We start from the raw sequence: 12,124 nt of genomic DNA, 5'->3' as shown, positions 1-12,124 counted from the left end.
TATGCTGTGTCCCGCGCCACATTTACCTATCAGTATAGATAGTTTCCCGGCTGCCAGCCTTCAACGACGAGGCCCGGCCTCCGCCTCCAGAAGAGCCACCAGATCTTCTGCACCTCAGTTTCAGCATCTGCCCGGACCGTCCGTGGCCTCTAGAAAGTAGTCCCATGCAACTTCAAGAACGCATCGACGCGTCCCGTATGTCTCTGTATCAATGGCTGATCGTGGGCCTGTGCATCGTCCTAAACGCCCTCGATGGCTTCGATGTGCTGGCCATGGCCTTCACCGCCAACAGCGTGACCCGGGACTTCGGCCTTAGCGGCGCCGAACTGGGTATCCTGCTAAGCGCCGGACTGGTCGGGATGGCCATCGGCTCGCTGGGCCTCGCGCCCTTTGCCGATGTCATCGGGCGCCGGCCCATGGTCCTGATTTCGGTCGGTCTCGCAACTGCCGGGATGCTGCTGGCCTCCGTAGCGCACTCTGCCGTGGAACTCGGGATTTGGCGCGTGGTCACGGGCCTCGGTATCGGCGGGATACTCGCCTGCACAAATGTCATCGCCAGCGAGTACTCCTCCAAGCGCTGGCGCGGGCTGGCCATCAGCATCTACACCGCGGGATATGGCATCGGGGCAACGCTCGGCGGCGCAGCGGCGGTGACTCTGCAGGCCAGCTTCGGCTGGCGTTCTGTGTTTCTATTCGGCGGCATCTGCACTGCCGCCGTCTTCGTACTGCTCGCTGTCCTTCTGCCCGAGTCTGTGGACTTCCTCGCTAACCGGCGTCCCCGCAATGTCTTGGACCGCCTGAACAGGATCGCGCGCAAGATCGGACAGCCCGCCGTCACCGAACTGCCCGCAGTGGCGGCCAAGAATGATCGCAGGAACAAGGTCTCCGAACTGTTCACAGCCGGCAACCGCCGCTCCACCTGGCTCGTCTGGCTTGCCTTCTTTGCCACCATGTTCGGTTTCTACTTCGTGAACAGCTGGACCCCGCGGCTCCTCGTCACGGCCGGCATGACCGAAAGCCAGGGAGTCGTCGGCGGGCTGATGCTGACCTTAGGCGGCACCTTCGGGTCGTTGCTCTATGGACTGCTGACCATCCGCTGGAACAGCCGGAAGGTGATGGTCATCTTCGCCGTCCTGTCGGCGGCCACCATGGTGATGTTCATTTCCACCGCGGGTATGCTGGTCCTCGCCTTCGTCGCGGGCGGCGTTGTCGGCATGCTCATCAACGGCTGCATCGCGGGCATGTACACAATTACCCCGGCGCTCTATGGCGCTTCCGTCCGGAGCACCGGCGTGGGCTGGGCCATCGGGATAGGCCGCGTTGGTGCCATCGTCGCTCCGCTCATCACCGGAGCCCTGCTCGACGCGCACTGGACAGCGTCCATGCTGTACATGGGCGTCGGCGTAGTAGTCCTGGTGGCAGGCGGCGCAGTCGCGGCAATGCGGCCATCCCAGCAAGATGACGGCGCCCTAATCGACGGAGAGAAGGAACTAGCTCTGCCTGCATAATCCAGGGTCAATGTGCGAGGCTCAGACGGCCGTAGGCGATGTTGTTCCGGATGCTCCCGCCGAATCCCACGGCAGCACAACGCTATGCGCCTCAACGCCGACGAAACCAGACCCACACAGTGCGGACGACGGCGGGATTTCCCGCCGTCGTCCGCTCCTTCCTGCGGAACCCACGGCACACAACTCTGCGGCCCGCCATCCCTTGACCGAGTCGACGGTCTTGCAGCTAGGCCAGCGGGGGAAGAGCCCCATAGGTATTCGGCAGCGCTGGAGGATTGACCGGCCTGTCCGCGTCGGACGCAGAGGGCTCCCTGGTGTCTGAGGGTCCCTCAGGCCTGGTCCTCTGTGGAGGCGGCGCGCAGGTCGGGGTCCACGCCCCTGGTTCGCTGCGTATCCACGGACGGCACCGGCTCGTTATCCGCACGGCGAACATAGAGCCAGGCCGCGACTCCCGCGGTCACCGCAACGGCCGCCACTCCGGCAATCGCCCAGGCTTTCCCGGACGCCGTCCGCCGCGACTTAGCCCGGGCGGGTGCCGTGACAACACTCGGTGCAACCCGTTTCAGGCCCTCTTGAACACGGGGAGCAAGAGTTTCCACTCCACCGGCGAGGTCGTCCGCGAGCCGCCGTAGTCCGGTCTGGATCCTCGGAGACGCCGATTCAATCCCGGCATCGAGCCCGGCCACCACTCTTTTCAATGCCGCCTCGACCCCGGGAGTGGCCCACTCCCTCCCCTCGGTGAGCTGAGAGATGAGATTCTCTGAAAGATGGCGGAACTGGTCGGCCTGGTTCTTGGGTGTTGCCGTGCGCATGAGTGCCTCCTCGATGTGGTGGATGCCCATAGCCTACGGCGGTCGGCACCGTAGAAACAGGCCCTCCCGGCCGCAACCACCACGAACGCCGGGGTTCCCCAGTGCGCTCCCTTCCTACAGGAAGGCGGACGACGCCGGGACTTCCCGCCGTCGCCCGCCTGCGTTTTGGTGCCGCTGACCTACAGCGCCGACCAGCCGCCGTCGGAGGCGAGGATGGCGCCGTTGACGTTGGTGCCGTCGTCGCTGAGCAGGAAGGTGATGGAGGCGGCGAGCTGCGCGGCGGTGGCGGGCGTGGGGACCGTGGCCTGCATCAGCGGGCCGAGGCGTTCGGCCGCGAGCTGGGATCCCCAGTTGGCCACGATGTTGGTGATGGTGGGGCCAGGGGCCACGGCATTGAAGCGCAGGCCCTTGGGCCCGTACATCACGGCGGAGTTCTTGGTCAGGCCGACGACGGCGTGCTTGGACGCGGTGTACGCGGCGCCTGCGGCGGACCCGCGCAGGCCGGCCTCGGAGGCGACGTTGACCACGGAGCCGGTGCCGGCGTCCAGCATCAGCGGCACCACGGCGCGGGTGAGGCGCATGAGGGCGGTGACGTTGATCCGGAAGACGCGGTCCCAGAGCTCGTCTTCCACCTCGTGGATCGGGGCGAAATTGTCCATGATGCCGGCGACGTTCGCCAGAGCGTCCACCCGGCCACCGGCGGCAGCGACGACGGCGGCCACGGTCTCCTCGGTGGAGATGTCGCCGGCCACCGGGATCAGGTCCAGCCCGTCGTTCTCGGCCACGAGGTCGTCCAGGCGCTCCTTGCTGATGTCGGCGGCGATGACGCGGCCGCCTTCCTTTGCGATGCGCAGGGCGGTGGCCTGGCCGATGCCGGAGGCGGCGCCGGTGACGATGACGGTCCTGCCGGCGAACCGGCCGGTGGTGGTGGCTTCCTGCCATGTAGCTTCGTTGCCCATGATGTCCTTCCAGACGTTGCTGACGGTGATGCGGTCCACCTTATGACACCCTGTGTCATTATGTAAGGGTGAATACTGGTGGGATGCCTTCGGATACCGTGAAGACCGCCGTTCCGCGCCCCACTGGGCGGCCGGTGACGATTGATCCCGACGCCGTGGCCGCCCTCGCGCTGCGGCTGTTCGCCGAGCGCGGCTACGAGCAGACCTCCATGGAGGACATCGCGCGCGAGGCAGGGATCGGCCGCAAGAGCCTGTACCGCTACTTCTCCAGCAAGGCCGAGCTCGTCTGGGGCGGCATGGAGCCAGTGGTCGAGGCTTCCCGTCTCGTGCTCGATTCGGCCCGCGCTGAAGGTCCCGGCGGCGACGTCCTGGCCGGGCTGCGGGACGCGGCCGTCGCCGGGGTTGCCGTTCTGCCGGACCTCGCGGTCACGCGCGGCCGGCTGCGGCTGATCGCCGAGCACCCCGAACTGGCCAGCCGCACCTACGAGTCACTGGCGCCGCAGCGCGAGCGGACCAGGGCCTATCTGGTGTCGGCTGGCGTCCGCGAGGACGTTGCGGGCTATCTGTGTGCCGCGCTGATCGGCGCGACGTTCGAGGCCTGGATGCAGTGGGCCGCCGGGACGGACCCGGATCCGGTGCCGTATTTGGTGGCGGCGGTGGGGGTATTGCGGGTGCCGGAGTCGACGCGGGCGGGGTGACAATGGGGAGATGAGATCCGCATCGAAACGAAGCCGGCCCAACGGCCGCCGCCTGCCGGTCCGGACCCGGGGTCCCGCCGTCGTGGCTTGGCTGGTGCTGCGGTGAGCAGATTCGTCCTGATCCCCGGAGCGGGCGGCGCGGCCTGGTACTGGAGCCGCGTCGTTCCGTTGCTGCAGGGAGCCGGCCACGAAGCCGTTGCCGTCGATCTGCCCGGCGACGATGAAAGCGCCGGGCTGCCCGAGTACGCGCGCCTGGTGCTCGAAGCCGTCGGTGGCCGCCAGGACGTGGTGCTCGTTGCGCAGTCGCTGGGTGGCTTCACCGCCCCGCTGGTGTGCGAAAAAGCCCCCGTCGCCGGGCTTGTCCTGGTGAATGCGATGATCCCCGTACCGGGCGAGTCCCCCGGCGCATGGTGGGACACCACCGGCTGGGCTGCGGCGCAGCAAAGCGCGGCCCAGGCCCACGGGTACAGCACTGAGTTCGACACGGACACCTATTTCCTGCACGACGTTCCGCCGGAAGTCGCCGCGGAAGGCGAACCGCACCAACGCCCCGAAGCAGACGCGGTGTTCGAGTCGGCCTGCAACTTCACGGCCTGGCCCGGGATCCCGACCCGCGTCCTGGCCGGAGAGGGAGACCGCTTCTTTCCCCTGGCCTTCCAACAACGGCTCGCCCGCGAACGCCTCGGCATAGAGCCCGACGTCCTGCCTGGCGGCCATCTCCTCGCCCTGGCAAACCCCGACGGTGTGGTCGATTACCTGCTGCGCCGCTGAACGTGGGAATTCCGGCCTAGCGGCTGCTCACCTGGCCGAACAGCTTCGCGATGGGCGCGAGCACCAGCGGGCGGGCGGCGTACCATCCGGCCGCCGTGATGGCGATGGCGGCCGCGAAGAGCCAGAACCCGGCCCAGTTCACCACGTCGGTGCCACCGAACATGTGGTTCAGGTTGCGCAGCGCACCGGTCGCGAACACGAGGAACACGTGGATGAGGATGAACAGCACGAAAAACAGCATGGTCGGGAAGTGCACCGCGCGCGCAACCTCCAACGGGTATATCTTGTTCAGCGTTTTCGCGTTCTTCGGCCAGAACTCGCTCATGCGCGCACCCGTGATCGCAGCGACTGGGGCCGCGATGAAGACCACCACGAAGTACATGATCTGCTGCAGGCTGTTGTAGTTCACCCAGCCGGTCTCAACGGGCCAGTCCAGTGTCATGTACTGCAGGAGCGCGGAGAGCGCGTTCGGGACGGCCTCCCAACTGCTCGGCACGATCCGCATCCAGCGGCCAGAGGCAAACAGCAGCACCACAAAGATGAGCCCGTTGGCCAGCCACAAAATGTCGAGCGACTGGTGCAGCCACAGGTTAATGCTGATCTTCTTGCCACCGCGCTTCGGCGTCCAGTACGCCGGCGGCTTCTGCTGCGTGCGTACCTGATAGCCGGAGCGAATGATGAGCACCATCAGGAAGATGTTCAGGAAGTGCGCCCACTGTGCCCACCACGGGAAGCCGGGCTCCACCGTATCGGGCAGGTCATAAGCGCCGGGGTATCTCTCAAGGAACTCGGGCACGCCCGGCAGCGTCGTCACGCCGCGCGCGGCGAGCACAAGAATCGCTGCGGCGGCCACTCCGCCGATGCCGAAGAGCACGACGAGCTTGATCCACCGGCCCAGGGTACGTGAGCCGTAGAGCCTTGCCTCGGCCTTGGGCTTCACGGGCTTTTCGACGGCGGCGGGCCGTGCCGCAGGTGCCAGGGCGGCGGGCCGTGCCGCGGGCGCTAGGGCGGTCGTGGCCGCGGGTGCCGCGGGCGCTAGGGCGGTCGTGGCCGCGGGTGCCGCGACGGCGGCGGGCTGCGCCACCGGTGCCGGGACGGTGACGGCGGGCTGCGCCGCGGGTGCCGGGACGGTGGTGGCCGCCGGTGCGGGTGCGGGTGCACTCGACGCCGAGGGCTCCGTCTCGACGTCGGCCTTCACCACGCTGGCAGCCGGGTCAGGGACAGCGTCGGCAACGCGTTCGGGATGTGTCTGCACCGCAGGGGCGGCAGCGGCCGCCGGAGCAAGCCCAGCCGGCGGCCACGGCTCGCCACCGGGGACACGGGGAAGCCCGCGACGCAGCGAGGCGGTTCCGGTCATCCGTGTGGCAGGCGCGGCTGCCGGAGCAGCTGCAGCCGCCGCCGGCATTGCTGCTTTCTCAGCAGCACCAGCCACGGCAGCATCTGCGGCCACATCTACGGCAGATGCCGCCGTGGCGCCGATGGCCGGAGCCCCGGACAGAGCCGCCTCCGATACCGGAGCTTCTCCCGCTGGCGGCCAAGGTTCACCGCCCGGCACGCGCGGCAGGCCGCGGCGAAGCTGCCGCGCCACCGCGGAGCCTGGAATCACCGCCGGGACCGGCGCGGACAGCGCCGCACCCGGCGCGGACAGCGCCGCACCCGGCGCCGTTTCCTCGACAGCAGCCGGGGCGGAGGGCGCGGCGGCCGCGGCCGATTCCACCGCGGAAACTGACGTCGGCAGATCGGCCGCTTCTGCCGCTTCTGCCGTGGCAATGTGTGCGGGCGCCTGGCCTGCTGGAGGCCAGGGTTCGCCACCTTCGACGCGCGGCAGGCCCCGCCGGATGGACCGAGACAGAGTTGCCATTGCTACTTCTTCCGGGCCTCAAGTGCGCTAATGAGCTGGGGAACAACCTTAAAGACGTCGCCGACCACACCGTAGTCCGCGACCTCGAAGATCGGCGCGTCCCCATCTTTGTTGATGGCGACGATCATCTTCGCGGTCTGCATGCCGGCCCGGTGCTGGATCGCGCCGGAAATGCCCAGCGCGACATACAGCTGAGGTGACACGGAAACCCCGGTCTGGCCGACCTGATGCGCCGTCGGGACGTAGCCGGCATCCACCGCGGCGCGCGACGCACCAACGGCGGCACCGAGGGTATCGGCGAGCTGTCCAACGAGTGCGAACTGTTCTTCCGASCCGAGGCCGCGGCCACCGGCGACAACCTTCGCGGCACCACGCAGCTCCGGCCGCGAAGTGGCAGCAGGCGCCTCCTCGAAGGAGTCGATCCGGGCGGCTGGCTTCGCGGAGCCCGTCACGGCCAAGGTCTCCGACGCTTGCGGCTGAGCCGCCGCCCGCGCCTCGATGGAGCCCTGGCGGACCGTAATCACCGGCGCCCCAAACGTGGACGTCGACGTCACGTTGTAGGCGCCGCCGTAGACGGAGTGGTGTGCCACGACGCCCTCGTCATCACGGGACACATCGACCGCATCGGAGGAAATCGCCGCACGGGAACGGGCAGCGTAACGGCCGGCGAGGTCGCGCCCGTTCAGGGAATGCGAAATCAGGATCGCGTCCGGCTGCACCTGCTCCACGGCGGCGGCAAGCGCGTCAACGCCCGGCACCCCAAGCACGGAAGGATCCGGACTCTCCGCGATGAGTGCGCGCGCGGCACCAAGGGCCGCTGCCTCCGCGGCGGCGGCGCTCCCGGCGCCGGGTGAGGCAAGTACCAATGCAACCGGGGTGCCAACGGCAGCGGCGGCACCGAAGAGCCCGGCCGCAGCCTTCTCGAGTTCACCGGATGCCCGGGCTTCCACGACAACGAGGATTGCGTCACGAGGGAATTCAGTCATGTCGTTGATCCTTAGGCCAGTCGGTTTTCGATCAGGAACTCAGCGAGCTTCTCGCCGGCATCACCCTCGTCGATGATCTTCACGCCCGCCGCGCGCGGGGGCCTCTCCGCAACGGTCAGCATGATCGAACGCGCCGCCTCCGGATTGTCGGCCGTGACCCTGAGGTCCGCGAGGGTCAGGACCTCAAGGGGCTTCTTCTTCGCGGCCATAATGCCCTTGAAGTTCGGGAAGCGCGCCTCGGGAAGTGCCTCGGTAATGGAGATCACCGCGGGCAGGTTGGCTGAGACCTTCTGCACGCCGGAGTCAACGGCCCTGGAGCCAGACACCGCACCGTCGCTGATCTCGACGAAGCTGAGGCCGGTGGCATGCGGCACGTCAAGCAATTCTGCAAGCATCGCGGGAATCATGCCGCCGGATCCGTCAGTGGAGACGTTGCCGGTGATCACCAGGTCAAACCCCATGCGGCGGATCGCTGCGGCGAGGGTTTCAGCGGTAAGTCCAAGATCCGCACCCCGGAGCGCCTCGTCAGAGACGTGGGTGGCGCTTCCCGCGCCCATCGCAAGCCCCTTGCGGATGGTTGCCGTCGCACCTTCGGGGGCGAGGGAAAGAATCGCGACCTCAGTGCCCTCGTTCGCGTCGGCGTGCGTCAGTGCCAGCTCCAGGGCCCGCTCACCGATCTCATCAATGACTGCCTCGCTGACTCCTCGATCGGCGAGGCCGGTTTCAAGGTTCAGTTTTCGGTCCCCGTACGTGTCGGGGACCTCCTTTACTAGGACGATAATCTTCATCGATGGCTCTTCCTGTGGCGGCTTGTCCCTGGAGAGGAGACATTGTCGAACCCATCGAGTCTACGAAACTAGTGCCCTTTCCGGCTGACAGAGCCCGTGTCGTGAAGTGAAGTGCCTGGCCATGGGACCGGGATCAAGGTAAAGCCGGACGTCCCGTTGACAACTGCAAAACGTTTTGTGTAACGTGTCTCACACCAGATACAAAACGTTTTGCAAAGGGAAGTCAATGACGACAAGAGTGGGAATACGCGACGTGGCCAAGGCCGCCGGGGTCTCCGTCACCACGGTGTCGCATGCCCTGAACGACGCCACGAGCTTCCGGGTGAAGGCAGCGACGCAGCAACTCGTCCGGGACGTGGCCAGGGATCTTGGGTACGCCCCGAACAAGATGGCCAGCGGACTGCGCAACCAGCGCTCCCAGATCCTTGGCCTGGTCAGTGACGAAATCACCACCACCCCCTTTGCCGGGGCCATGATCCGCGGGGCGCAGGACGCCGCCTACGACCGCGGCTACGTGGTGATGGTGGTCAATTCGGGCCTGGACAGCGAGCTGGAAAACCGTGAAATCAATATGCTGCGGCAGCACCAGGTGGACGGCGTGGTCTACGCCAGGATGTACCACCAAAGCGTGCAGGTCCCCGCGGAACTGGAGGGACTTCCCACCGTGCTGCTGGATTCCATCACTGACGACAAGTCCATTTCCTCGGTTATCCCCGACGAGGTGGGCGCCGCCGAGACGGCCGTTGAAGCAATCATCCAGGCGGGCCACACCCGGATCGGGATGATCAACAACATCGACGACATCCCCGCCACGCACGGCCGCAGGGAGGGCTTCCTCAACGCTCTCCGGCGGCACGGCCTGCAGCACGACCCCCGCCACCTCGTGATCGGCCAGCCCGAAACCACGGGAGGCCGCGAGGCCGCGCTGGGCCTGCTCGGTCAGCCCGACCGCCCCACAGCACTGTTCTGCTTCAGTGACAGGGTTGCCATGGGCGCCTACCAGGCGGCCACCGCATTGGGCCTRCGCATTCCGGAGGACGTGTCCATTGTGGGAATCGACAATCTCGAAATCATCGCGGACGCCCTTTGGCCGGGGCTCACCACCGTAGCCCTCCCCCACTACGAAATGGGCAGTTGGGCGGTCCACCGAATCCTGGACGACATCGAAAATCCCGGCGCACCCGCAGTCCAGACGCAACTGGACTGCCCCCTGATTGAGCGGGGGTCGCTCGGCCCGCCGCCAAGTTAGCCGATTGCCGGCATCAAGCCGGCAGCACCACACCGTTCCACTGCTCCGCCGCCCGGGGACCGCAATAAGAAGGGACGCAGCCGTTGCACCGGCCGCGTCCCGAAGGACCCGGGGCAATCTCCCACGCCAAATTCAGCAGAAAGATTGACCATCATGAACAAGCGATTCACCCGGATCCTCGCCACCAGTGTAGCTGCGGCGGCACTTGTCGGCTCCCTGGGCGCCTGCGGCAAGGGCAGCGCCTCCGCCCCGTCCGCCGGCTCCAATGAGATCACCATGTGGACCCACAACGCGGGCAACGCCGAAGAACTCAAGGCGGTTGAAAACATCGTCGATTCCTACAACAAGAGCGCCGGTGCCAAGGCCAAGATCAAGGTCCAGGCGTTCCCGCAGGACTCCTACAACGACTCCGTGGTCTCGGCCGCGGCCGCCGGAAAGCTCCCCTGCATTGTTGACATCGATGGCCCCAATGTTCCCAACTGGGCCTGGGCGAAGTACCTGACACCCCTGAAACTCGACGCGGATGTTTCCAAGAACCTGCCGAGCACGGTGGCCAAATGGGAGGGCGAGACCTACGCCGTTGGCACCTATGACGTCGCACTGGCGATGCTCGCACGCGCCTCTGACCTCAAGGCAGCCGGTATCCGCGTCGCCACGGTCGAGAAGCCGTGGACCAAGGACGAGTTCCAGGACGCGCTGACCAAGCTCAAGGCGCTGGGCAAGTGGGAATACCCGCTGGACATGGGTACCGCCGGAACCGGCGAATGGCTGCCCTACGCCTACTCCCCGTTCCTGCAGTCCTTCGGTGGGGACCTGATCAACCGCGACGGGTTCCAGTCGGCAGACGGCGTCCTCAATGGCGACAAGGCCATCGAGTGGGCCCAGTGGTTCCGCGGCCTTGCCGACCAGGGCTTCATGGCTAAGAAGAGCGGCAAGGACTCCACCCAGGACTTCCTCAACAACAAGAGCGGCCTTCTCTACACCGGCTCCTGGGCCGCGGACAAGGCACGCGCAGCGGTAGGTAAGGACCTTGTGGTCATGCCGTCCGTGGATCTCGGGACCGGCCCCAAGATCGGCGGCGCCTCCTGGCAGTGGGGCGTGACCAGCGGCTGCAACAACTCCGCGGCAGCCATGGACTACCTCTCCTACTCACTGAAGCCGGAAAACCTGGCCGCGGTGGCTAAGGCAACGGGCACCATCCCGGCCACCGACGAAGCCGCCGCGCTCATCCCCGCATATGCCAAGGACGGCACGAACCGGATCTTCATGGAACTTTCCCGCAACTACGCGGTGATGCGTCCCGAGACCCCGGCCTATCCCTTCATCGCCACCGAATACGGCAAGGCGGTTCAGGACATCCTGGCCGGCGCCGACCCCAAGACGGCGCTGGACAAGTCGGTCAAGGCCATCGACGCCAACATCAAGTCCAACGGCGGCTACAAGAACTAGCCGGCTGCCAAACGGTACTTTCGACGGCGGTGCGCAACCGCCGTCGAAAGTACCTCAGGCCCTGACTGTCGACGGAGAAAACCATGACAACCACCCAACTCCCCTCCCCCGGCCGCCGTCTGGCGGACCCGGCCCCGGCCGCACCGCCCAGCAAACCGCGTCGCCGGCCGCGCCACCTTCGCGAACAGATCAGCGGGTGGGGCATGATCGCCCCGGCCGCGGTCCTCCTGCTCGCCTTCGTCTTTCTCCCGGCGATCCTGGGCTTCGGCCTGGCATTCACGAACGCCAGGCTTGTTTCCCCGCGGCCCGTCGAGTTTGTCGGCACGGACAACTTCGCGCGGCTCTTCGCGGATCCCGTGTTCTGGCGCTCACTGCTGAACGTCAGCTACTTCGCCGTCGTGGTGGTGCCCGTCCAGTCCGGACTCGCCCTGGCGATGGCCCTCCTGATCAACAAGAAGTTCCGCGGCGTGAACTTCTTCCGCACCATCTACTTCCTTCCCGTGGTGACGTCCATGGTGGTGGTGTCCCTGCTGTGGATGTTCATGTACCGCAAGGACGGCCTGATCAATGAGTTGCTGTCGGCGGCCAGTTTCGGCCTCATCAACGGCCCGGACTGGCTCAACGATCCCGCCACCGCCATGCCGGCCATCATTGCCCTGTCCATCTGGCAGGCCGCAGGCTTCCACATGATCATCTGGCTCGCAGGCCTGCAAAGCATTTCCGGGGAACTCTACGAGGCCGCCCAACTCGACGGGGCCAGCCGCTGGCACCAGTTCCGCTTCGTGACCTGGCCCGGCCTCACCCACACCCGCACCCTGGTCCTGGTGACCATCACCATCCAGGCGCTCGGGCTCTTCGACCAGGTCAGCGTCATGACCCAGGGCGGGCCCCTCGATTCCACCACCACCATCATCTACGAGGCGGTGCGCTCCGGCTTCAAGCAGCAGGAGACCTCCTACGCCTCGGCCATCTCGCTCGTGTTCTTCGTGCTCGTGCTGCTGATCTCCGCGGTGCAGCGCTACCTGACCCGAGAGAAGGACTGA

Annotated in this window: 11 protein-coding genes; 6 read left to right on the top strand and 5 right to left on the bottom strand. The window is 66.6% G+C overall.

Annotated features, from left to right (window positions below; genetic code table 11):
* The first annotated feature begins 164 nt into the window (after window positions 1-164).
* Window positions 165-1,508: an MFS transporter gene (locus AC1DHX_RS06435; protein WP_476859945.1), complete on the top strand. Its 1,344-nt coding sequence runs from the start codon at window positions 165-167 to the stop codon at window positions 1,506-1,508.
* A gap of 329 nt (window positions 1,509-1,837) precedes the next feature.
* Here the strand turns inward: AC1DHX_RS06435 and AC1DHX_RS06430 are convergent, their stop codons facing one another.
* Together AC1DHX_RS06430 and AC1DHX_RS06425 are read right to left on the bottom strand one after the other, a co-directional pair.
* Entirely contained in the window at window positions 1,838-2,320 is a 483-nt protein-coding gene (locus AC1DHX_RS06430) for a hypothetical protein (RefSeq protein ID WP_476859946.1), read from the bottom strand.
* A 179-nt stretch (window positions 2,321-2,499) separates the two neighbouring features.
* On the bottom strand, window positions 2,500-3,279 hold the full coding sequence (locus tag AC1DHX_RS06425; protein WP_476860001.1) for an SDR family NAD(P)-dependent oxidoreductase: 780 nt from the start codon (window positions 3,277-3,279) through the stop codon (window positions 2,500-2,502).
* Window positions 3,280-3,362: 83 nt separating this feature from the next.
* On the opposite strand from AC1DHX_RS06425, the gene AC1DHX_RS06420 reads away from it, so the two are divergent.
* Complete coding sequence (locus AC1DHX_RS06420) at window positions 3,363-3,977, top strand: TetR family transcriptional regulator (RefSeq protein WP_476859947.1); 615 nt, start codon at window positions 3,363-3,365, stop codon at window positions 3,975-3,977.
* Between the two features lie 102 nt (window positions 3,978-4,079).
* Window positions 4,080-4,748 carry an alpha/beta fold hydrolase gene (locus tag AC1DHX_RS06415; RefSeq protein ID WP_459385649.1) on the top strand — a complete coding sequence of 223 codons (669 nt, stop codon included), beginning with the start codon at window positions 4,080-4,082 and terminating at the stop codon, window positions 4,746-4,748.
* Window positions 4,749-4,764: 16 nt separating this feature from the next.
* On the opposite strand, the gene AC1DHX_RS06410 is transcribed toward AC1DHX_RS06415, so the two are convergent.
* Genes AC1DHX_RS06410 through AC1DHX_RS06400 form a run of 3 tightly spaced genes read right to left on the bottom strand, consistent with a single transcriptional unit; the run spans window position 4,765 to window position 8,383 of the window.
* The gene (locus AC1DHX_RS06410) at window positions 4,765-6,609 is read right to left on the bottom strand and encodes a cytochrome b/b6 domain-containing protein (protein WP_476859948.1); all 1,845 of its coding nucleotides are present in this window, start codon (window positions 6,607-6,609) and stop codon (window positions 4,765-4,767) included.
* A gap of 2 nt (window positions 6,610-6,611) precedes the next feature.
* Window positions 6,612-7,595: an electron transfer flavoprotein subunit alpha/FixB family protein gene (locus AC1DHX_RS06405; RefSeq protein ID WP_476859949.1), complete on the bottom strand. Its 984-nt coding sequence runs from the start codon at window positions 7,593-7,595 to the stop codon at window positions 6,612-6,614.
* A gap of 11 nt (window positions 7,596-7,606) precedes the next feature.
* Window positions 7,607-8,383: an electron transfer flavoprotein subunit beta/FixA family protein gene (locus AC1DHX_RS06400; RefSeq protein WP_476859950.1), complete on the bottom strand. Its 777-nt coding sequence runs from the start codon at window positions 8,381-8,383 to the stop codon at window positions 7,607-7,609.
* Between the two features lie 226 nt (window positions 8,384-8,609).
* Between AC1DHX_RS06400 and AC1DHX_RS06395 the strand changes: the two genes are divergently transcribed.
* From AC1DHX_RS06395 to AC1DHX_RS06385, 3 genes are all read left to right on the top strand, one after another.
* Entirely contained in the window at window positions 8,610-9,632 is a 1,023-nt protein-coding gene (locus AC1DHX_RS06395; protein ID WP_476859951.1) for a LacI family DNA-binding transcriptional regulator, read from the top strand.
* 153 nt (window positions 9,633-9,785) lie between these two features.
* On the top strand, window positions 9,786-11,081 hold the full coding sequence (locus AC1DHX_RS06390; RefSeq protein ID WP_476859952.1) for a sugar ABC transporter substrate-binding protein: 1,296 nt from the start codon (window positions 9,786-9,788) through the stop codon (window positions 11,079-11,081).
* A gap of 83 nt (window positions 11,082-11,164) precedes the next feature.
* On the top strand, window positions 11,165-12,124 hold the full coding sequence (locus AC1DHX_RS06385) for a carbohydrate ABC transporter permease (RefSeq protein ID WP_476849686.1): 960 nt from the start codon (window positions 11,165-11,167) through the stop codon (window positions 12,122-12,124).

The organism is Arthrobacter sp. 05N33_2 (assembly GCF_056397425.1).
This window is presented reverse-complemented; position numbering and strand designations above follow the sequence as displayed.

Coding starts and splice junctions, on each gene's coding strand:
- AC1DHX_RS06425 (WP_476860001.1), bottom strand. CDS start 3,279: ATGGGCAACGAAGCTACATGGCAGGAAGCCACCACCACCGGCCGGTTC.
- AC1DHX_RS06390 (WP_476859952.1), top strand. CDS start 9,786: ATGAACAAGCGATTCACCCGGATCCTCGCCACCAGTGTAGCTGCGGCG.
- AC1DHX_RS06420 (WP_476859947.1), top strand. CDS start 3,363: ATGCCTTCGGATACCGTGAAGACCGCCGTTCCGCGCCCCACTGGGCGG.
- AC1DHX_RS06410 (WP_476859948.1), bottom strand. CDS start 6,609: ATGGCAACTCTGTCTCGGTCCATCCGGCGGGGCCTGCCGCGCGTCGAA.
- AC1DHX_RS06385 (WP_476849686.1), top strand. CDS start 11,165: ATGACAACCACCCAACTCCCCTCCCCCGGCCGCCGTCTGGCGGACCCG.
- AC1DHX_RS06400 (WP_476859950.1), bottom strand. CDS start 8,383: ATGAAGATTATCGTCCTAGTAAAGGAGGTCCCCGACACGTACGGGGAC.
- AC1DHX_RS06435 (WP_476859945.1), top strand. CDS start 165: ATGCAACTTCAAGAACGCATCGACGCGTCCCGTATGTCTCTGTATCAA.
- AC1DHX_RS06430 (WP_476859946.1), bottom strand. CDS start 2,320: ATGCGCACGGCAACACCCAAGAACCAGGCCGACCAGTTCCGCCATCTT.